An 18,856-nucleotide genomic window follows, 5' to 3' on the forward strand; every position below is an offset into this window, starting at 1 on the left:
GGATCACGATGGACAACCCCAAGGACTGGCTCGACGCCGAACTGCAGGACACGCTGGACGAGGATTACGAGATCGAGCTTGAAGACGCGATCCTGTCGGCCGAGATCAAGCGCATCTATCGCAACAACCACCCCGGCCAGATGGATCGCAGGCTGTATTTCCGCGAGCTGCTGCGTCTGCAATCCGAGCTGATCAAGCTGCAGGACTGGGTCAGCTACCACAAGGAAAAGGTCGTCGTCCTGTTCGAGGGCCGCGATTCGGCAGGCAAGGGCGGCGCGATCAAACGCATCACCCAGCGCCTGAACCCGCGCGTGGCGCGCGTCGTGGCACTGCCGGCACCGTCGGATCGCGAAAAGACCCAGTGGTATTTCCAGCGCTATGTTCCCCATCTTCCGGCCGGCGGCGAGATCGTGCTGTTCGACCGCAGCTGGTACAACCGTGCCGGAGTCGAGCGGGTGATGGGCTTCGCGGACGAGGATCAGGTCGAGCAGTTCTTCCAGGACGTTCCGGAATTCGAACGGATGCTGGTGCGGTCCGGGATCAGGCTGGTCAAGTACTGGTTCTCGGTCACCGACGAGGAACAGCAGATGCGGTTCCTCATGCGCATCCACGATCCCCTGAAGCAGTGGAAACTGTCGCCGATGGACCTGCAATCGCGCGTCCGGTGGGAGGCCTACACCAAGGCCAAGGAGGACATGTTCGAGCGCACGAACATCCCCGAGGCGCCCTGGTACATCGTTCCCGGAAACGACAAGAAACGCGCGCGGCTGAATTGCATCAGCCACCTTCTGGGGCTGGTTCCCTACACCGAAGTGCCGCATGAAGAGGTGGTCCTGCCGAACAGGGTCTTCAATCCCGATTACGAACGCGAGGTCTTGCCGCGCGACCTGTATGTGCCACAGAAATACTGACTGACATGACAGCAGGCGCGGACACAAAGGCGGAACACATGCTGGACTATCATATCTGCGATGTCTTCACCGACCGGGCCTTCAGTGGAAACCCGCTTGCCATCGTTCTGGGCGCGGATGGGCTGAACGCGACTCAGATGCAGATCATCGCCCGGCAGTTCAACCTGTCAGAGACGATCTTCGTGATGGCGCCGCGCGATCCGGACCACACCGCCCGGGTGCGGATCTTCCTGCCCGGGGCCGAGATCCCGTTTGCGGGACATCCCACCATCGGCTGCGCGCTGCATCTGTCGGCGGGGCGCGACGGGCTGATCCTGCTGGAGGAAGAGGCCGGGCTGGTGCCGGTGCGGGTCCGCCAGGGCGAAGCCGAGTTCGTGGCTCCACGACTGCCGGTCTCTCTTCCCGGCGGCACTGACGCCGAACTGATCGCACAAGCGCTGAACCTGCCGCGCGATGCCATCGGCTGGGGGGCGCATCACCCCGGCACCTGGCAGGGCGGCCCGGCTTTCCTGTTCGTCCCGCTGGTCGACCTGGCGGCGCTGGCAGCCGCGCGTCCCGCCGAGCCGCACTGGTCGCGGCTGACGGACGCGGCGGGCGTGGACAAGGTCTATCTGTATACGCCCGAGGATCAGGGCTACCGCGCCCGGATGCTGGCGCCGACCGCCGGAGTGCCCGAGGACCCGGCAACCGGGGCGGCATCCGCGATCCTGGCCGCGCAGCTTCTGGCCGCCGGTGCCCTGCCCGACGGGCAGACCACGATCCGGTTGCGACAAGGCGTCGAGATGGGCCGGCCATCGGACATCAGGATGACGGCAAGCGTCGAGGCCGGGTCGCTGCACGAGGTTCGGGTCGCGGGACGCGCCGTGCCGATCGCTTCGGGCCGCATCAGGGTGCCGGAGGACCGCAGATGAGCAAGGGCTACTGGATCGTGCATCTCAGCGTCGATGACGCCGACGCCTATCAGGCATACCGGCAGGAGGTCGCCGCCTTTCTGGCCACGGTCGGTGGACGCTTTCTGGTCCGCGGCGGGCCGCAGCAGGTGGTCGAGGGCCAGGCGCGACCCCGGACGGTGGTGATCGAGTTCCCCTCGGCCCAGGCGGCGCATGAGTGCTATGCCAGCGATGCCTATCGCCGCATCAAGGCGATGCGCGAATCGATCAGCGCTGCGGACCTGGTCATCGTCGAGGGCTGGGACGCCACGTCCTGATAGCTTGTGACCGCATGAAATCAGCCTATGATCGCACGATGTTCCGCAATCTGCTTTCACGCCTGTTCACCGACGACCCTTCCCCGGCTCCGCTGACCGCGCCGGACGCCGAAGTCGCGATCGCGGCTCTGCTGGTGCGCGTGGCCCGCGCCGACGACCATTACGAACTGGTCGAACGTCAGCGGATCGACCGCGTTCTGGCACGCCGGCGCGGCCTGACGGCGGACGAAGCCGCCGAGCGGCGCGCCGCCGCCGAGATGATCGAGGCCGAGGCGCCCGACACCGTCCGCTTCACCCGGCTCATCAAGGACCGCATCGCGCTGGAGGATCGTTCGACCGTCATCGCCGCGATGTGGGAGATCGCCTATGCCGACCAGAACCGGGACATGGACGAGGAAACGATGATCCGGCTGGTCGCGGGATTGCTGGGCGTGCCGGACCGCGAGTCCGCGCTGATCCGCAGGAAGGTCCTAGAAGATCTGGGCCTTCCCGACGACTGAGGTCAGATCCCAAGCCGGTCGCGCAGCCCGAACCACGCCATCCCCGCAACAAGCAGCGGACCGCGCAAAAGCGTGCCGCCGGGGAAGGCCCTGCCGGGGACAGCGGCCATGGCGTCGAATCCGGCGGCCTGCCCCGCGACCGCCTCGGCCATCAGCCGCCCGGCCAGCGTCGCGATTGCCACGCCATGTCCCGAAAACCCGCTGGCCGACAGGCAGTTCGGCGCAGGCCGCGCAAAGCACGGCATGCGGTTCATCGTGATCGCCAGCGTTCCGCCCCAGGCATGGGTCAGCGGAACCCCTTCAAGCTGCGGATAGACGGCCAGCAGATGCGGGCGCACCACGGCCGCGATGTCCTTGGGAAAGCGATAGGTCGCGGTCTCTCCGCCGCCGAAGATGAGCCGGCGATCATCATCGAGCCGCCAGTAATTGACCACGAATTTCGTGTCCGCGACGGCGGTGTTCTGCGGCAACAGTTCAGGATAGCGGTCGCCAAGCGGCTCGGTCGCGACGATGTAGTTGTTGATCGGCATCACGCGGGCGGCGACACGAGGCGCGATGTCGCCCAGATAGCCATTGCCCGCCAGGATGACATGGTCGCAGACGACCCGGCCCGTGTCGCAATGAACAACGGTCCTGTCACCAGCCTGTGCCGCGTGGCTGATGCGGTGGACATGGCTGTTCTCATGGATGCGGGCACCTGCGGCGTCGGCCAGCCGCGCCATGCCTATGGCCAGGTTCAGCGGATGAAGGTGCGCGGCGCCGCGATCAAGATCGCCGCCGACATAGGCGCGGCTGCCCAGCAAGGCCGCCATCGCCTCTTTGTCCAGCGGCTGGACCCGGTCATAGTCGTAGTGGCGCGCCAGGTGGTCGGCCATGCGGCGGGCGTGGCCGAGTTCGGACTCGGTTCGGCAGGCATGGGCAACTCCGTCACGGACCGGCACCCCGGCCTCGGCGGCCAGCGACCGGACCAGCGCCTTGGCATCCTCGGCCAGATCCCACAGGCGACGCGCGGTTTCGCGGCCCATGCGGGCTTCCAGCCAGTCGACTTCCTGCCGCTGCCCGGACCCGACCTGGCCGCCGTTGCGCCCCGACGCGCCGAAGCCGATGCGGTGCGCCTCGAGCAGCACGACCTGATATCCGCGACGCGCCAGCTGCAGCGCCGCCGACAGGCCGGTATACCCTCCGCCGACCACCGCCACATCGGTTCGCGTCTCGCCGCGAAGCTGCGCGAACGGGTCAAGCGGCAGCCGCGTCTCGGCATAGAGACTGCGCGGATATTCCCCGCGCCGGTCGTTCACATAAAGAAGGTTCATACATTCAACAGCAGGTGTTCGCGTTCCCACGGGCTGATGACCTGCAGGAATTCCTTGTATTCGTTGCGCTTGACCGCCTCGTAGACATTGACGAACTCCTCGCCCAGAATGCCGCGCATCGGCTTGCTTTCCGTCATGATGTCCAGAGCGTCGCCCAGATTATAGGGCAGTTCGTCCTCGGACATGTAGGCATCGCCCAGACACTCCGCGCGCGGTCCTTCCTGTTCCAGCAGGCCCAGGTAACCGCAGGCAAGCGAGGCTGCGATGCCCAGATAGGGGTTGCAGTCCATCCCCGCCAGCCGGTTTTCGATCCGCCGCGCCTCTGGCCCCGAGATCGGCACCCGCAACCCGGTCGTGCGATTGTCGCGACCCCATTCCAGATTGATCGGCGCCGCGAAGTCGGGAACATAGCGGCGATAGCTGTTCACATAGGGCGCCAGCAGGGCGATCGCCGCCGGCAGGTGACGCTGCATCCCGCCGATGAAATACAGGAACGCATCGGTCTCGCGGCCCTTTTCGTCCGAGAAGATGTTCTGCCCGGTATCCACATCGATGACCGAGTGATGGATATGCATCGCGCTGCCCGGCTCTCCCTCGATGGGCTTGGCCATGAAGGTGGCAAAGCAGTCGTGGCGCAGCGCAGCCTCGCGGATCAGTCGCTTGAAATAGAATATCTCGTCGGCGAGGGCGACGGGATCACCGTGGTTCAGGTTGATCTCGACCTGCCCCGCACCGCCTTCCTGCAGAATGCCGTCGATCTCGAAGCCCTGCGCCTCGGCGAAGTCGTAGATGTCGTCGATGACCTTGCCGTATTCGTCCACCGCCGACATCGAATAGGCCTGCTTGGCCGCGGCGCGACGGCCGGTGCGGCCCATCGGCGGAATGATCGGCTGGTTCGGGTCAATATTCCTGGCGACCAGAAAGAACTCCATCTCGGGGGCGACGACGGGCCTCCAGCCCTTTTCCCGATAAAGCCCGACCAGCCGCTTCAAGAGGTTGCGGGGCGCGATCGGGACCGGGTTGCCTTCCTGGTCCAGCGCGTCGTGGATCACCTGAATGGTCCAGTCGGCAGTCCAGGGCGCAGCCGATGCGGTGCTGTAATCGGGTTTCAGAATCATGTCGGGTTCGGTGAAGGCGCCCGTGGGATTGTCTGCCCATTCGCCTGTGATCGTCTGCAGGAAGATCGAGTTCGGCAGGTAGAACTTGTCCTGATGCGCAAATTTCGATGCCGGCATGGCCTTTCCCCGCGCGACCCCCGCGATGTCCGCGAGGATGCATTCGACCTCGTCCAGCCGACGACCGGCCATGTATTCACGCGCGGCAGTCGGTGCCTGTTCCATCCATGCGGCACTCATGCTGCCCCCTTTGCGATCGAACGCGGTTGCCTGAAGAATTTCTCGATCCGGTCAGCGATCGCAGCCGAATCTTTCGGCGTTCCCAACCGGGCGACGGCATCGTCCAGCAGGTCTTGGGGAACCACACCCTTGCCGCGCGTAGCGATCAGGCGTTGCAGGAAATCGTCGCTGAATTCGGGATGCGCCTGGACGGTCAGCGCGCGGTCGCCATAGATCAGCGCCGCGTTCTCGCAGAATTCGTTTCGGGCGATCACGCGTGCATCGTCGGGAGGCGCCGCGACCTGATCCCGATGCCAGGCATTCAGCGTCACCTTCTCACCCTCGAAATCATAATCCGTGGTGCCGACGGCCCACCCCTGCGGATGGGCGATCACCTGGCCGCCAAGCGCTTGCGCGATCAACTGATGGCCAAAGCAGATGCCGACCATCGGAACCGGGGCGGCATAGGCGCCCCGGATGAAATCTTCGAGAGGCGGGATGAAGGCAAGGTCGTCATAGGCACCATGCCGGGACCCGGTCAGCAGCCAGCCATCAGCGTCATGCACATCGTCGGGGAACTGCATCTCCTCGACCAGCCAGGTTCTGAATTCGAAGCCTCGCCCGCCCAGCAGGCGGATGAACATGTCGGGATAGTCGCCCATTTCGTCCTTCAGTTGCGAAGGCGACTGGCCGCATTGAAGTATGCCGATACGCATGAAGATCCTGCGATGTTGCCGATGGCTGCAAGGTAGTCTCGCCCATGGGGGGGCCGCAAGGGGCTGCACCATTTGGTGGTCTGGCGCGCTGCGCCTTGTCAGGCTAGCCTGCACCAAACTTTCCCGGAACGGAGCCGCAGCATGTCCGCGATCGACCCCGACGGCCTTCAGGAATTCTCGGTCGTGTTTACCGACCGCTCTTTGAACCACATGTCGCAACGATTCCAGCAGGTGATGCGCGACCTGTCCGCGACCCTGAAAGAGGTTTACGCGGCGGACGAGGTCGCGATCGTGCCCGGTGGCGGCAGCTATGCCATGGAATCGGTCGCGCGGCAGTTCGGGCGTGACGCGCATGCACTGATCGTCCGCAATGGCTGGTTCAGCTATCGCTGGAGCCAGATCTTCGACGCTGGCGGCTTTGCGCGCGACGTGACCGTCGCGATGGCCCGGCCAGGCGGGAACGATCCGCAGCCCGCCTACGCGCCCCCGCCGATTGACGAGGTGGTGGCGAAGATACACGAAACCCGCCCCGACGCGGTCTTCGCCCCGCATGTCGAGACTTCGGCTGGCCTGATCCTGCCCGACGACTACATCGGCGCGCTGGCAGAGGCGGCGCATCGGGTCGGCGCGCTGATGATCCTGGATTGCATCGCCTCGGGCGCGGTCTGGGTGGACATGCGCGCCACCGGCGTCGATGTCCTGATCTCGGCCCCGCAGAAGGGCTGGTCCGCGTCACCCTCGGCCGGGCTGGTGATGCTGTCGGAACGCGCGGCCACGCGGCTGAACCAGACCGACAGCGACAGTTTCGCATTGGACCTCAGGAAATGGCGCGCGATCATGGCGGCGTATGAAGATGGCGGTCATGCCTATCATGCCACCATGCCGACCGACGCCTTGACCGGGCTGCGCGACGCGATGGAGGAAACCCGCGAGATGGGCTTCGACGCCGCGAACGAGGCGCAGTGGCGCCTGGGGAACGAAGTTCGCGCGTTCCTGTCCGAAAAGGGCATCCGGTCTGTCGCCGCGCAGGGCTTCGGCGCGCCTGGCGTGGTGGTGTCCTATACGTCCGACCCCGATATCAAGTCCGGCAGGAAATTCGCCGCCGAGGGGTTTCAGATCGCGGCCGGCGTGCCGCTGGCGATCAACGAGCCGGCAGACTTCTCGACCTTCCGTCTTGGTCTTTTCGGGCTGGACAAGCTGAAGGATGTCGATGGCACGCTGGCGAGGCTGAAGCCGGTCCTGGACAAGCTGCTGTAGACGGCAGGTCAGGCAAACCACCTCGTCCCCGCACGCGGCAGGGGGCGGTCGGATTAAACTTTTTCACTCCCGCGTGAGACGCCGCGCCACGCGTTGTCTTGCGCCGGTCGAGCGACCATTCTGGCGTTCATGCCCAAGCTTGCCGGAGTGCCCATGTATCGCATGTTGATGATCGCGACCGTCCTGTCGCTGCTGGCCTCGCCGGGTCTTGCCGCCGAACCGACGCTCTGCACGTCCCGGATCGACGGCAAGGACGTCCCGATGGCCTATGACAAGGACGAGGACATCTCGCGCCAGAACTACAGCCTGCGCGAAGTCCTGTTCACGCGCCGGGGCCGCGACACCTGCCCCAGCTATGTGGTGCTGCGCAGCCTGACCCCCGACCTGACGGACGAGCAGCGCCGCCCCTTCTGTCTGCGCCATGACGCGGAAGCGGACTCGATCATCGGCTATGATCTGGGTCGGCGCGACGCCTATGGCCGATGCAGGGCGCCGTCGGGTTCGCTGTGCCGGCGCATCAACCAGACCAAGGGCGCGGCAGGCCAGATTTCCGGCGCGGCAGCCGGTGGCGCGGTCAGGGGCCTGCGCGCGTTGCCCGACGGATCAGGCGCAATCATCCTCGAGGGGTCCAGAAGCCACATCTCAAGCGCGCTTGGCGCCATCGGCGGAGCGGCGGCCAGCCTGGCGGCATCGCCCGTCCTGTTGACCGGCGCGGCGGTCACCGTGCTGACCGTCGGCGGCGCCGTCTATGCCTGCCGCGAGGACTGAACGCTCAGAATTCGAGCCAGCTTCCGATCTTCAACGCCGCTTCGCCCGGGCCTGCGACCGGCGCGATGACACCAAGTTCCAGATTTGCCGGCCCGGCCACGCGCTGCACCACCGACACGGCCAGCTTGGCCGAAAGATCCTCGTCCTTGCGCTGCTCGAGGCGCAGCTGATTGACAAGGGTCGTTCCCTGACGCGGACGAAGGCCGAAGGTGAATTCCGCCTTCGTCGTCATCTCCGGCGTCAGGAAAGCCGATTGCGCGTCCGACAGCGGCCGATCGGGCGTCGGGCGCAATCCCAGGATCTTGACCCGCATCTCGGCCGCGAACCAGCCGCCATCCCTGAACCCTTCAAAGCCACGCCCCCAGCCGATCCCGGTCATGACGACGGGCATGTTCACCCCCTCGCGCCGGATGGCCCCCACCCCCACAGACATGGCCAGCCGGTGCCGCCCCTCACCGGAATCCATGGCGCGCTGCAACCAGAGCAAGGCGCTGGTCTCTCCGACATTCGTGCGCCCGATCTCGTATCCAAGGGTCGTGCGCGGCCGCAGCCCGTATTCACCGTAAAGGCCGGTATGGCTGTTTCCGTCCCGGTCCACCTCGTAGGACGGCGCAACGAAGTTGCTTCCGGGCTCCCTCGGCCAGGGGCTGGCCGAAGCAGGCCCGACGACCAGCCCAAAGCAGAGGCCGAGACTTGCAAGATGAAGTGATCGCATGGGTCCCGCCACATTCTGTGATTGCACGAAGGATACGCCGCACAGGCATTGATTGTGAAGAAGACTTTGCGGCGGGTCGGGACGGCGCAATCGAGCGTCAAAACCGATGATGAGAATGTTACCTGCCGCACCGTCGAAATCTCGAATCAGTCTTCTGGATGATCGTTTCCTGGTGGATGCGAGGATCACCGACCGCTTCAAATCCCGCGCAACCTGGCTGCATGGGCCGCGGGATTGGCGACGACCATCCTGGCCTGAAACCTATCAGCTGGTCTGGGACGAAGACGCCGGCTTCGGTCAGCTTTTGCCACGTCCGACCCCTGCAGAGGCGGCGGCGCTCTATCGGTTCGATTACTATAGGCATGGCAAGGAGGCGCCGTCCCAGCATCCCGAGCCCGGCTTCCTGCGCCGGTTGCTGTTTCATCTTGCCCGGCGCGTCGATCGCGGCGTGGATATCGACGAGGCTTGGTGGTCCACCCTTCAGGGTTCCGCCGGGGCGAAACGGGTTCCGAAAATCGGTTGCGGCGACGCGGTCAATCTCGACCGCCTGTCCCGGATGGGTCATCAAGTCTGTGGTGTCGAGCCTGATCCGACCTCGGGCGAGGTCGCGCGCCAGCGTGGGATCGCGCTTCACGTCAGCACCGCCGAGGATCGTGGCACGGCGCAGCGCCATAGCCGCCGCTAACGAAGAAGGCCGGGGTTTCCCCCGGCCTCCCTTCTCAGTTCTTTTCCTCGATGATCGTCACAAGATGCGGGATCTTGGCGACCATGCCGCGGACCGACGGAGTGTCCTCCAGTTCGCGCGTGCGGTTCATCTTGTTCAGACCCAGTCCTTTCAGCGTCTGGCGCTGTATGGCGGGGCGGCGGATCGGGCTGCCGATCTGCTTGACGACGATGGTATTGGCCATGTCTCTCTCCTTACGCCTGCGCGGCCGAGGTCACGGTCGCGTCCGTGCCAGCGGTCGCGTCCGGAGCCTTCTCCTGCGAGGGCAGGATGTCGGCAACCTTCTTGCCACGACGCTGCGCGACGGAACGCGGGCTGGCTTCCTTCTTCAGGCCATCCAGCGTCGCGCGGATCATGTTGTAGGGGTTCTGCGACCCCTGCGACTTGGCCACCACGTCCTGCACGCCCAGCATCTCGAACACGGCACGCATCGGGCCGCCGGCGATGATGCCGGTCCCCGGCACGGCCGTGCGCATGATCACCTTGCCGGCGCCGTGCCGACCTTCGATGTCATGGTGCAGGGTCCGGCCATCGCGCAGAGGCACGCGGATCATGCCGCGCTTGGCCTGCTCGGTCGCCTTGCGGATCGCCTCGGGAACTTCCTTGGCCTTGCCCTTGCCGAAACCGACACGGCCCCGCTGGTCGCCCACGACCACCAGCGCCGCAAAGCCGAAGCGCTTGCCGCCCTTGACGGTTTTCGACACGCGGTTGATCGCAACCAGGCGATCGGCGAATTCGGGGTTTTCTTCACGCTGGTCGCGCCGACCCCGGCGATTGTCACGTTCTGCCATCAGGCATTCCTTGTACGCTGGCGCAGCTTCGGCGCCGTTATATCCAATCCAGGTGGACCGAGAGCCCCCGGATCATCGGGGTGGCGCGAACGCCACCCGCAATATCAGAACTTCAGCCCGCCTTCGCGCGCGGCATCCGCCAAGGCCTTGACCTTGCCGTGGAACAGAAAGCCGCCGCGGTCGAAGACGACCTCTTCCACGCCGGCTTTCTTCGCACGTTCGGCGATCGCCGCGCCGATCTTGGCAGCGGCCTCGACGTTGTTCTTGCCCACGACGCCAAAATCCTTCTCGAGCGTGCTGGCCGAGGCCAGGGTCACGCCTTTCAGATCGTCGATGATCTGAACCGACAGGTTCTTGGACGAACGGTGAACCGACATGCGCGGACGGCCATTCGACATCGCCCGCAATTTGTTCCGTACGCGCAGGCGGCGCTTCTGGAACAGCTCTTGCTTTTTCAGTGCCATTTCTCTGCGCCCCTTACTTCTTCTTGCCTTCCTTGCGGAAGACATACTCGCCCTTGTAGCGAATACCCTTGCCCTTGTAGGGCTCGGGCTGTCGCCACTCGCGGATGTTCGCCGCCACCTGGCCGACCAGTTGCTGGTCGATCCCTTCGACCACGATTTCGGTCTGCTTGGGCGCGGTGATCGTCACGCCTTCGGGCGTTTCGAAATTCACCTCGTGCGAATAACCCAGAGACAGCTTCAGGGTCCTGCCCTGCATCTGCGCGCGGTAACCCACGCCCTGGATCTCCAGTTCTTTCTTGAAGCCGTCCGAGACGCCGACCGTCAGGTTCTCCACCATCGAGCGGGTCATTCCCCACTGCTGGCGCGCACGTTTCGATGCACCGCGCGGCGTCACGCTGACGCGACCATCGTCCACGGCCAGAACCACGTCGTCGGTCGCGGTGAAGCTGCGGGTGCCTTTCGGCCCCTTCACCTCGATCGTCTGACCCTTGATCTCGGCCGTCACGCCCTTGGGCAGTTCGACCGGCTTCTTACCAATCCGAGACATCTGCTGCCCTCCCTAGAATACGGTGCAGAGAACTTCGCCGCCGATATTGGCGTTGCGAGCCGCTGCATCCGACATGACACCCTTGGGGGTCGACACGATCGAAACGCCCAGGCCCTGGCGGACTTGCGGGATATCGCGGGCGCCCGCGTAAACGCGGCGACCGGGTTTCGAAACGCGCGACAATTCCCGAATAACCGGGGTGCCATCGTGATATTTCAGGCCGATTTCCAGCTCGGTGTGGCCGGCTTCGGTGGTCACTTCCTCGTAGCCGCGGATGTAACCTTCTGCTTTCAGCACATCCAGAACCCAGGCGCGCAGCTTGGATGCCGGGGTGCGAACGGTCGATTTGCCGCGCATCTGCGCATTGCGGATGCGGGTCAGCATATCGCCGAGAGGATCGTTCATGTTCATTTTCGCCCCCTTACCAGCTGGATTTGACCAGGCCGGGGATCTGACCTTGCGAGCCCAGCTCGCGCAGCATGATCCGCGACAGTTTCAGTTTGCGGTAATACGCATGCGGACGCCCGGTCAGTTGGCACCGGTTGTGCAGACGCGTCGCCGAGGAATTGCGCGGCAGTTCGGCCAGCTTCAGCGTGGCCTTGAAGCGCTCTTCCATCGGGCGGGACTGATCCTTGACGATCTCGTTCAGGGCTGCACGCTTGGCGGCGTATTTCTGAACCAGACGCTCGCGCTTCTTCTCGCGCTCGACCATCGATTTCTTTGCCATATCTTCTTCCCTCCGCGATCAGCTGTTGAAAGGCATGTTGAAATGCTTCAACAGCGACTTCGCTTCCGCGTCGGTCTTCGCGGTGGTGCAGATGATGATGTCCATCCCCAGAACTTCGTCGACCTTGTCGAAGTTGATTTCCGGGAACACGATGTGCTCTTTCAGGCCCATGGCATAATTGCCGCGGCCGTCGAAAGAGCTGCCCTTGACGCCGCGAAAGTCGCGGACGCGGGGCAGCGCGATGTTGATCAGGCGGTCCAGGAATTCGTACATCCGGTCGCCACGCAGCGTCACCTTGGCACCAAGAGGCATTTCCTCGCGGACACGGAAGCCGGCAATCGAGTTCTTCGCCTTGGTGATGACGGCTTTCTGGCCGGCGATCAGCGACAGTTCCTCGGCGCCCTGCTTGACCTTCTTGGTATCCTTCACGGCCTCGCCGATGCCCATGTTCAGGACGATCTTGTCCAGACGCGGGATCTGCATGTCGTTCTTGTAACCAAACTCTTCCTTCAACGCGGCCTTGATCTGCTCGCTGAATTGCGCCCTCAGGCGCGGCGTGTATTTGGCGGCATCCAGCATCAGATCAGATCTCCCGTGGTCTTGGCGAAACGCACCTTCTTGCCGTCTTCCTCGCGGAAGCCGACGCGGGTCGCTTTGCCGTTCTTGTCCATCAGAGCAAGGTTCGACAGGTCGATCGGCATCGCCTTCGGCACACGCCCGCCCTGGCTGTTCTGCGACTGCTTGGTGTGACGGATGGCGACATTCACGCCGTCAACGACGGCCTTGTTGTCCTTGGGCATGACAGCGGTGATTTCGCCCTGCTTGCCCTTGTCCTTGCCGGCCAGCACGACGACCTTGTCGCCCTTCTTCAGCTTGGCAGCCATCACAGCACCTCCGGAGCAAGCGAGATGATCTTCATGAAGTTCTTGGCACGCAGTTCGCGAACGACCGGCCCGAAAATACGGGTTCCGACCGGCTCGCCCTGGTTGTTCAGGATGACGGCGGCGTTGCGATCAAAGCGGATCGAGGTGCCGTCTTCACGGGTGACTTCTTTCGCGGTGCGGACGACGACGGCCTTGCGGACATCGCCCTTCTTGACCCGGCCCCGCGGGATGGCTTCCTTGACGGACACGACGATGATGTCGCCCACCGACGCATAGCGACGGTGCGAACCACCCAGGACCTTGATGCACTGAACCCGGCGAGCGCCAGAGTTGTCAGCGACATCCAGATTGGTCTGCATCTGGATCATTTGGTTTCTCCCGACCTTTGGGGACTTGCCCCAGGGTTTCGATCATTTCTGACCTGTGATGATGGACTTACGCGTTAGCCGCTTCGTCCGTCAGGACAGTCCAGCGTTTCGTCTTCGAGATCGGGGCACATTCGACGATACGAACGCTGTCTCCGATCTTGAACTGGTTGTTGGCGTCATGCGCGCGGAATTTCTTCGACATGCGGACGGTCTTGTGCAGCAGCGGGTGCTTGAAGCGGCGCTCGACCAGGACGGTCACGGTCTGATCGTTCTTGTCGCTGGTCACGCGGCCTTGCAGAATGCGTTTGGGCATGGGCCGGGCTCCTTAATTCGAGGCCGCGGCTTCCGCCGCTTTCTGGTTCAGAATGGTCTTCACGCGCGCCACGTCACGACGCACGACACGCATGCGGGCGGTGTTGTCAAGCTGGCCGGTGGCCTGCTGGAAGCGCAGGTTGAAGGCCTCTTTCTTCAGCGCGACCAGCTGATCCTTCAGCTGGTCAGGCGTCTTTGATTTCAGTTCTTGCGCGTCCATGCGCGTCTTCCTTTCGACATCACCGGAGAGCCCCGGGTTGCCCGGGCCACCCTGATTCCGGTGGAGTTTCGTGGTGAAGGACTGCCCATACAGGCGGACCCGGATTTTTGCAAGCCCTCTCCCCCGCAAATCGGGGAAAAGGCAAGCCCCGCCGTGTCCGGCGGGGCAATTGTCATGGCATGCGCGTCAGCGCAGCCTCCTTACCAGTCTTCGCGCGCGACGATGCGCGTCTGAACCGGCAGTTTCATCGCGCCCAGGCGCAGGGCCTCGCGGGCGATCACGTCGTTCACGCCGTCGATCTCGAACATGATACGACCCGGGTGGACGCGGGCGGCCCAGAAATCGACCGAGCCCTTGCCCTTGCCCATCCGCACTTCCGTCGGCTTCGACGAAACCGGGACATCCGGGAAGATCCGGATCCAGACCCGGCCCTGACGCTTCATGTGCCGGGTGATCGCGCGGCGGGCCGCCTCGATCTGGCGTGCGGTGACGCGCTCGGGCTCGATCGCTTTCAGGGCGAACGACCCGAAATTCAGGTCGAAACCGCCCTTCGCGTTGCCGTGGATCCGGCCCTTGTGCTGTTTGCGGAACTTCGTCCGTTTAGGTTGCAGCATCTCTCGTTCTCCTTACCGGCCGTCGCGGCGCGGACCGCGCGGAGCCGGACCTTCCTGCGCCTCGGCGGCCTTGCGGTCGCGAGCCTGCGGGTCATGCTCCATGATCTCGCCTTTGAAGATCCAGACCTTCACCCCGATGATCCCGTAAGGGGTCGTGGCTTCGGCCAGTGCATAATCGATGTCGGCGCGAAGCGTGTGCAGCGGCACTCGGCCTTCGCGATACCACTCGGTGCGCGCGATCTCGGCGCCGCCGAGACGGCCGGCGACGTTGACGCGGATGCCCAGGGCACCCATGCGCATCGCGTTCTGAACCGAACGCTTCATCGCGCGGCGGAACGACACCCGACGCTCAAGCTGCTGGGCGATCGATTCCGCGACCAGCGCGGCATCGACTTCCGGCTTGCGGACTTCGACGATGTTCAGGTTCACATCGCTTTTGGTGAAGTTCGCCAGCTTCTTGCGCAGCACCTCGATATCGGCGCCTTTTTTGCCGATGATGACGCCCGGACGCGCGGCATGAATGGTCACGCGGCACTTCTTGTGGGGACGCTCGATGATGACGCGGCTGATACCGGCCTGCTTGGCTTCCTTCTTGATGAAGTCCCGAATCTTCAGGTCTTCAAGCAGCAGATTGCCATATTCCTTGTCATCGGCATACCAGCGGCTGTCCCAGGTGCGGTTGACCTGCAGGCGCATCCCGATTGGGTTGACTTTCTGACCCATTACGCTTGCTCCTCGACTTGGCGCACCTTGATGGTGATTTCCGAAAACGGCTTCATGATCTTGCCATAACGGCCACGCGCCCGCGGACGGCCGCGCTTCATCACCAGGTTCTTGCCGACCCAGGCTTCGGCGACGATCAGGCTGTCAACGTCGAGACCGTGGTTGTTCTCGGCATTCGCGATGGCCGACTGAAGGCATTTCTTCACGTCCCCGGCGATGCGCTTGTGCGAGAAGGTCAGATCGGCGAGAGCCTTGTCCACCTTCTTGCCCCGGATCAACTGAGCCACCAGGTTCAGCTTCTGCGGCGAGGTGCGAAGCATCTTGGTCTTGGCGAATGCCTCGTTCTCCGCCACGCGGCGCGGATTGTTTTCCTTACCCATGACGATTATTTCCTCTTGGCTTTCTTGTCCGCCGCGTGACCGTAATAGGTGCGCGTGGGCGAGTATTCACCGAATTTCTGCCCGATCATGTCCTCGGAAACGTTCACCGGGATATGCTTGTGTCCGTTATAGACACCAAAGGTCAGGCCGACGAATTGCGGCAGGATGGTCGACCGACGCGACCAGATCTTGATGACGTCGGATTTACCCGACTCACGGGCCTTTTCCGCTTTCTTGAGCACATAGGCATCAACAAAGGGGCCCTTCCAAACAGAACGTGCCATAGGTCAGCGCCCCTTCTTCTTCGCGTGACGCGACCGCAGGATGTACTTGTCGGTCGCCTTGTTGCTGCGGGTCTTCTTGCCCTTGGTGTCCTTGCCCCAGGGCGTGACCGGCGTGCGGCCTCCCGAGGTGCGGCCCTCACCACCACCATGCGGGTGGTCGATCGGGTTCATCGCGACGCCGCGGACCGAGGGACGGATGCCCTTGTGGCGGTTGCGACCGGCCTTGCCGAGATTCTGGTTCGAGTGGTCGGCGTTCGACACCGCACCAATGGTCGCCATGCATTCCTGCCGGACCATCCGCAACTCGCCCGAGCTGAGGCGGATCTGGGCATAACCACCGTCCCGGCCGACGAACTGCGCGTAGGTGCCGGCCGAGCGTGCGATCTGGCCGCCCTTGCCGGGCTTCAGTTCGACATTATGGACGATCGTGCCGATCGGCATGCCGCTGAACGGCATCGCGTTGCCGGGTTTCACATCGACCTTGCTGCCGGCGATGATCTTGTCGCCAACCGCCAGACGCTGCGGCGCCAGGATATAAGCGCGCTCGCCGTCCTCATAGCTGACCAGCGCGATGAAAGCGGTCCGGTTGGGATCGTATTCGATCCGCTCGACCACCGCGGTCACGTCGAACTTGTTGCGCTTGAAATCGACGATGCGATACAGGCGCTTCGCCCCGCCGCCCTTGCGGCGCATGGTGATCCGTCCGGTGTTGTTCCGACCGCCCTTCTTGGTCAGGCCCTCAGTGAGGGACTTGACCGGGCGACCTTTCCAAAGCTCCGAACGGTCGATCAGAACCAGCCCGCGCTGGCCAGGCGTCGTCGGTTTATACGACTTCAATGCCATCTTTCTGTCTTCCGTCGCTTTGGACCGAGATGGTCCGTTTCAGTCAAATGATCGCGGCCCCGGATCAGCCGGGGCCGCGTATTCGCGGCCTGCTATCAAAGTCCCGTCGAGACGTCGATGGTGTTGCCCTCTTCCAGGGTCACATAGGCCTTCTTCACGTCGCTGCGGCGGCCAAGCTGGCCCCGGAAGCGTTTCTGCTTGCCCTTGGTGATGGTCGTGTTGACGGCCTTCACCTTGACACCGAACAGCGCCTCGACCGCTTCCTTGATCTGCGGTTTGGTCGAGTCCTTGGCCACCTGGAACACGACACCGTTGTTTTCGGACGTCAGGGTCGCTTTCTCGGTGATGATCGGCTTCACGATCACATCGTAATGTTCAGCTTTCGCGCTCATTTCAGGCGAGCCTCCAGAGCTTCGACACCCGCACGCGTGATCACCAGAGTGTCGCGCTTCAGGATGTCATAGACGTTGGCGCCCATCGACGGCAGGATATCCACGCCTTCGATGTTGCGCGCGGCGCGGGCGAAGCCTTCGTTCACTTCGGCACCATCGATCACCAGCACACGCTTCCAGCCGTTCTCCTTGACGGCCTTGGCGACGGCTGCTGTCTTGGCGTCGGTGAGGTTCAGATCCTCGACGACGACCAGCTCGCCCGCCGTGGCTTTCGCCGACAGGGCGTGCTTCAGCCCCAGGGCGCGCACCTTCTTGGGCAGATCGAACGCGTGCGAACGCGGCGTCGGGCCCTTGTAGACACCACCCTTCCGGAAGATCGGCGCCTTGCGCGAGCCGTGACGAGCGCCGCCCGTGCCCTTCTGGCGATAGATCTTCTTGGTCGAATAGCTGACCTCCGACCGGCCCAGCACCGAGTGCGTACCGGCCTGCGCCTTGGCGCGCTGCCAACGGACGACGCGCTGCAGAAGGTCGCCGCGCGGCTCTAGCCCGAAGATTTCGTCGGCCAGCTCGATGGACCCGGCCTTACCGGAGTCCAGCTTGATCACATCGAGTTTCATTCCTTGTCTCCTTCAGGCGCAGAATCGTCAGCTTCGGCGGCCGGATCGGCATTCGGATCGGCTGCTTCCCTGTCGGACTTGATCGAAGCCTCTGCCTCGGCCAGAGCCGCGGCCTCCTGCTCGGCTGCCAGACGGGCGGCCTCCTCGCGAGCGGCTTCTTCTTCGGCTGCGGCTTGCGCGGCGGCTTCTTCGGCCAGCCGCCTGGCTTCTTCAGCGGCGGATTTCAGCGCGGCAGGGTAGATCAGGTTATCGGGCGTGGTCTTCTTGACCGCGTCCTTGACCGTCACCCAGCCACCCTTCGAACCCGGCACAGAGCCCTTGACCATGATCAGGCCGCGTTCCGCATCGGTCCGCACCACTTGCAGGTTCTGAGTGGTGACGCGGACGGCGCCCAGGTGACCGGCCATCTTCTTGCCCTTGAACACCTTGCCGGGGTCCTGGCACTGACCGGTCGAACCATGCGAACGGTGGCTGATGGACACGCCGTGCGATGCACGCAGACCGCCAAAGTTGTGACGCTTCATCGCGCCCGCGAAGCCCTTACCGATCGACGTGCCGGCGATGTCCACGAACTGACCCGCGAAGTAGTGGTCAGCGGTGATCTCTTCACCGACATTGATCAGGTTCTCGGCGGCCACGCGGAATTCCGCGATCTTGCGCTTGGGCGCGACCGAAGCCTTGGCGAAGTGACCGCGCAGAGCGGCGGTCGTGCGCTTGGCCTTGGCGACTCCGGCTCCAAGCTGAACGGCGGTATAGCCGTCGCGCTCGACCGTGCGCTGGTCCACGACCTGAAGGTTGTCCAGTTGCAGGACGGTTACCGGAACCTGACGGCCGTCTTCCATGAACAGCCGGGTCATGCCCAGTTTCTTGGCAATAACACCAGTACGCAGCATGCTCGCCTCCTCAGACCTTGATCTCGACATCCACGCCGGCGGCGAGGTCGAGCTTCATCAGGGCGTCAACCGTCTGCGGGGTCGGGTCGACGATGTCCAGAAGGCGCTTGTGGGTACGGATCTCCCACTGGTCGCGCGACTTCTTGTCGATATGCGGACCGCGCAGGACGGTGAATTTCTCGATCTTGTTCGGCAGCGGGATCGGACCGCGAACGGTCGCGCCGGTGCGCTTGGCGGTGTTGACGATTTCCTGGGTGCTGGCGTCCAGCACGCGATAGTCGAACGCCTTCAGCCGAATGCGGATATTCTGGCTTTGCATGAATTTATCCCTTGGATGGGATTTCAGTTGAGA

Annotated in this window: 31 protein-coding genes; 7 read left to right on the plus strand and 24 right to left on the minus strand. The window is 63.8% G+C overall.

Going from position 1 to position 18,856, the window contains the following annotated elements:
* The first annotated feature begins 8 nt into the window (after nucleotides 1-8).
* From ppk2 to L1965_RS07775, 4 genes are read left to right on the plus strand one after another with little or no spacing between them, the layout of a single operon-like run.
* Nucleotides 9-911 carry a polyphosphate kinase 2 gene (gene ppk2 / locus L1965_RS07760; protein WP_235755854.1) on the plus strand — a complete coding sequence of 301 codons (903 nt, stop codon included), beginning with the start codon at nucleotides 9-11 and terminating at the stop codon, nucleotides 909-911.
* 38 nt (nucleotides 912-949) lie between these two features.
* The gene (locus L1965_RS07765; protein ID WP_235755855.1) at nucleotides 950-1,822 is read left to right on the plus strand and encodes a PhzF family phenazine biosynthesis protein; all 873 of its coding nucleotides are present in this window, start codon (nucleotides 950-952) and stop codon (nucleotides 1,820-1,822) included.
* Nucleotides 1,819-2,118, plus strand: a complete 300-nt coding sequence (locus L1965_RS07770) for a DUF1330 domain-containing protein (protein ID WP_235755856.1) — start codon at nucleotides 1,819-1,821, stop codon at nucleotides 2,116-2,118. The genes L1965_RS07765 and L1965_RS07770 overlap by 4 nt, the downstream gene beginning before the upstream one ends.
* 38 nt (nucleotides 2,119-2,156) lie before the next feature.
* Nucleotides 2,157-2,618 carry a tellurite resistance TerB family protein gene (locus tag L1965_RS07775; RefSeq protein ID WP_235755857.1) on the plus strand — a complete coding sequence of 154 codons (462 nt, stop codon included), beginning with the start codon at nucleotides 2,157-2,159 and terminating at the stop codon, nucleotides 2,616-2,618.
* 2 nt (nucleotides 2,619-2,620) lie between these two features.
* On the opposite strand, the gene L1965_RS07780 is transcribed toward L1965_RS07775, so the two are convergent.
* From L1965_RS07780 to L1965_RS07790, 3 genes are read right to left on the minus strand one after another with little or no spacing between them, the layout of a single operon-like run.
* Entirely contained in the window at nucleotides 2,621-3,931 is a 1,311-nt protein-coding gene (locus L1965_RS07780; RefSeq protein ID WP_235755858.1) for an NAD(P)/FAD-dependent oxidoreductase, read from the minus strand.
* Nucleotides 3,928-5,286, minus strand: a complete 1,359-nt coding sequence (locus L1965_RS07785; protein WP_235755859.1) for a glutamine synthetase family protein — start codon at nucleotides 5,284-5,286, stop codon at nucleotides 3,928-3,930. The genes L1965_RS07780 and L1965_RS07785 overlap by 4 nt, the downstream gene beginning before the upstream one ends.
* A complete protein-coding gene (locus L1965_RS07790) occupies nucleotides 5,283-5,981 on the minus strand; it encodes a type 1 glutamine amidotransferase (protein ID WP_235755860.1) in 699 nt (232 codons plus the stop codon). Before L1965_RS07790 ends, L1965_RS07785 begins: the two co-directional genes overlap by 4 nt.
* A gap of 141 nt (nucleotides 5,982-6,122) precedes the next feature.
* Between L1965_RS07790 and L1965_RS07795 the strand changes: the two genes are divergently transcribed.
* Nucleotides 6,123-7,238, plus strand: coding sequence for a pyridoxal-phosphate-dependent aminotransferase family protein (locus L1965_RS07795; RefSeq protein WP_235755861.1), 1,116 nt, complete (start codon nucleotides 6,123-6,125; stop codon nucleotides 7,236-7,238).
* A 153-nt stretch (nucleotides 7,239-7,391) separates the two neighbouring features.
* Nucleotides 7,392-8,006: a hypothetical protein gene (locus tag L1965_RS07800; RefSeq protein WP_235755862.1), complete on the plus strand. Its 615-nt coding sequence runs from the start codon at nucleotides 7,392-7,394 to the stop codon at nucleotides 8,004-8,006.
* 4 nt (nucleotides 8,007-8,010) lie between these two features.
* Here the strand turns inward: L1965_RS07800 and L1965_RS07805 are convergent, their stop codons facing one another.
* On the minus strand, nucleotides 8,011-8,721 hold the full coding sequence (locus L1965_RS07805) for a hypothetical protein (protein ID WP_235755863.1): 711 nt from the start codon (nucleotides 8,719-8,721) through the stop codon (nucleotides 8,011-8,013).
* Between the two features lie 115 nt (nucleotides 8,722-8,836).
* Here L1965_RS07805 and L1965_RS07810 point away from each other — a divergent pair, with 115 nt between their 5' ends.
* A complete protein-coding gene (locus tag L1965_RS07810) occupies nucleotides 8,837-9,406 on the plus strand; it encodes a class I SAM-dependent methyltransferase (protein WP_235755864.1) in 570 nt (189 codons plus the stop codon).
* Nucleotides 9,407-9,440: 34 nt separating this feature from the next.
* Here the strand turns inward: L1965_RS07810 and rpmD are convergent, their stop codons facing one another.
* From rpmD to rpsJ, 20 genes are all read right to left on the minus strand, one after another.
* Nucleotides 9,441-9,629, minus strand: a complete 189-nt coding sequence (gene rpmD, locus L1965_RS07815; RefSeq protein WP_235755865.1) for a 50S ribosomal protein L30 — start codon at nucleotides 9,627-9,629, stop codon at nucleotides 9,441-9,443.
* A 10-nt stretch (nucleotides 9,630-9,639) separates the two neighbouring features.
* Nucleotides 9,640-10,236, minus strand: coding sequence for a 30S ribosomal protein S5 (gene rpsE, locus L1965_RS07820; protein ID WP_235755866.1), 597 nt, complete (start codon nucleotides 10,234-10,236; stop codon nucleotides 9,640-9,642).
* Nucleotides 10,237-10,340: 104 nt separating this feature from the next.
* On the minus strand, nucleotides 10,341-10,700 hold the full coding sequence (gene rplR, locus L1965_RS07825) for a 50S ribosomal protein L18 (protein ID WP_235755867.1): 360 nt from the start codon (nucleotides 10,698-10,700) through the stop codon (nucleotides 10,341-10,343).
* A 13-nt stretch (nucleotides 10,701-10,713) separates the two neighbouring features.
* Complete coding sequence (gene rplF, locus L1965_RS07830; RefSeq protein WP_235755868.1) at nucleotides 10,714-11,247, minus strand: 50S ribosomal protein L6; 534 nt, start codon at nucleotides 11,245-11,247, stop codon at nucleotides 10,714-10,716.
* A gap of 12 nt (nucleotides 11,248-11,259) precedes the next feature.
* Entirely contained in the window at nucleotides 11,260-11,658 is a 399-nt protein-coding gene (rpsH, locus tag L1965_RS07835) for a 30S ribosomal protein S8 (protein WP_235755869.1), read from the minus strand.
* 10 nt (nucleotides 11,659-11,668) lie between these two features.
* Nucleotides 11,669-11,974, minus strand: coding sequence for a 30S ribosomal protein S14 (gene rpsN, locus L1965_RS07840; protein WP_235755870.1), 306 nt, complete (start codon nucleotides 11,972-11,974; stop codon nucleotides 11,669-11,671).
* Nucleotides 11,975-11,992: 18 nt separating this feature from the next.
* Complete coding sequence (rplE, locus tag L1965_RS07845; RefSeq protein ID WP_235755871.1) at nucleotides 11,993-12,553, minus strand: 50S ribosomal protein L5; 561 nt, start codon at nucleotides 12,551-12,553, stop codon at nucleotides 11,993-11,995.
* The gene (gene rplX / locus L1965_RS07850; protein ID WP_235755872.1) at nucleotides 12,553-12,858 is read right to left on the minus strand and encodes a 50S ribosomal protein L24; all 306 of its coding nucleotides are present in this window, start codon (nucleotides 12,856-12,858) and stop codon (nucleotides 12,553-12,555) included. The genes rplE and rplX overlap by 1 nt, the downstream gene beginning before the upstream one ends.
* Nucleotides 12,858-13,226 carry a 50S ribosomal protein L14 gene (gene rplN / locus L1965_RS07855; protein WP_090746457.1) on the minus strand — a complete coding sequence of 123 codons (369 nt, stop codon included), beginning with the start codon at nucleotides 13,224-13,226 and terminating at the stop codon, nucleotides 12,858-12,860. The genes rplX and rplN overlap by 1 nt, the downstream gene beginning before the upstream one ends.
* 67 nt (nucleotides 13,227-13,293) lie before the next feature.
* Entirely contained in the window at nucleotides 13,294-13,539 is a 246-nt protein-coding gene (gene rpsQ / locus L1965_RS07860; RefSeq protein ID WP_235755873.1) for a 30S ribosomal protein S17, read from the minus strand.
* 12 nt (nucleotides 13,540-13,551) lie between these two features.
* Complete coding sequence (rpmC, locus tag L1965_RS07865) at nucleotides 13,552-13,758, minus strand: 50S ribosomal protein L29 (RefSeq protein WP_235755874.1); 207 nt, start codon at nucleotides 13,756-13,758, stop codon at nucleotides 13,552-13,554.
* A 200-nt stretch (nucleotides 13,759-13,958) separates the two neighbouring features.
* A complete protein-coding gene (gene rplP / locus L1965_RS07870; protein ID WP_235755875.1) occupies nucleotides 13,959-14,372 on the minus strand; it encodes a 50S ribosomal protein L16 in 414 nt (137 codons plus the stop codon).
* A 12-nt stretch (nucleotides 14,373-14,384) separates the two neighbouring features.
* Entirely contained in the window at nucleotides 14,385-15,095 is a 711-nt protein-coding gene (rpsC, locus tag L1965_RS07875) for a 30S ribosomal protein S3 (protein ID WP_235755876.1), read from the minus strand.
* Nucleotides 15,095-15,475: a 50S ribosomal protein L22 gene (rplV, locus tag L1965_RS07880; protein ID WP_101459500.1), complete on the minus strand. Its 381-nt coding sequence runs from the start codon at nucleotides 15,473-15,475 to the stop codon at nucleotides 15,095-15,097. Before rplV ends, rpsC begins: the two co-directional genes overlap by 1 nt.
* Before the next feature lie 5 nt (nucleotides 15,476-15,480).
* The gene (rpsS, locus tag L1965_RS07885) at nucleotides 15,481-15,759 is read right to left on the minus strand and encodes a 30S ribosomal protein S19 (RefSeq protein WP_076526684.1); all 279 of its coding nucleotides are present in this window, start codon (nucleotides 15,757-15,759) and stop codon (nucleotides 15,481-15,483) included.
* 3 nt (nucleotides 15,760-15,762) lie between these two features.
* On the minus strand, nucleotides 15,763-16,602 hold the full coding sequence (gene rplB, locus L1965_RS07890) for a 50S ribosomal protein L2 (protein WP_235755877.1): 840 nt from the start codon (nucleotides 16,600-16,602) through the stop codon (nucleotides 15,763-15,765).
* 95 nt (nucleotides 16,603-16,697) lie between these two features.
* Nucleotides 16,698-16,994: a 50S ribosomal protein L23 gene (locus L1965_RS07895; protein ID WP_235755878.1), complete on the minus strand. Its 297-nt coding sequence runs from the start codon at nucleotides 16,992-16,994 to the stop codon at nucleotides 16,698-16,700.
* The gene (rplD, locus tag L1965_RS07900) at nucleotides 16,991-17,611 is read right to left on the minus strand and encodes a 50S ribosomal protein L4 (protein WP_235755879.1); all 621 of its coding nucleotides are present in this window, start codon (nucleotides 17,609-17,611) and stop codon (nucleotides 16,991-16,993) included. The genes L1965_RS07895 and rplD overlap by 4 nt, the downstream gene beginning before the upstream one ends.
* A complete protein-coding gene (gene rplC, locus L1965_RS07905; RefSeq protein ID WP_235755880.1) occupies nucleotides 17,608-18,504 on the minus strand; it encodes a 50S ribosomal protein L3 in 897 nt (298 codons plus the stop codon). Before rplC ends, rplD begins: the two co-directional genes overlap by 4 nt.
* Nucleotides 18,505-18,514: 10 nt before the next feature.
* Nucleotides 18,515-18,823 carry a 30S ribosomal protein S10 gene (gene rpsJ, locus L1965_RS07910; RefSeq protein ID WP_042247848.1) on the minus strand — a complete coding sequence of 103 codons (309 nt, stop codon included), beginning with the start codon at nucleotides 18,821-18,823 and terminating at the stop codon, nucleotides 18,515-18,517.
* Nucleotides 18,824-18,856: the final 33 nt, after the last annotated feature.

This window comes from Paracoccus salsus (assembly GCF_021556615.1).
GTDB lineage: Bacteria > Pseudomonadota > Alphaproteobacteria > Rhodobacterales > Rhodobacteraceae > Paracoccus > Paracoccus salsus.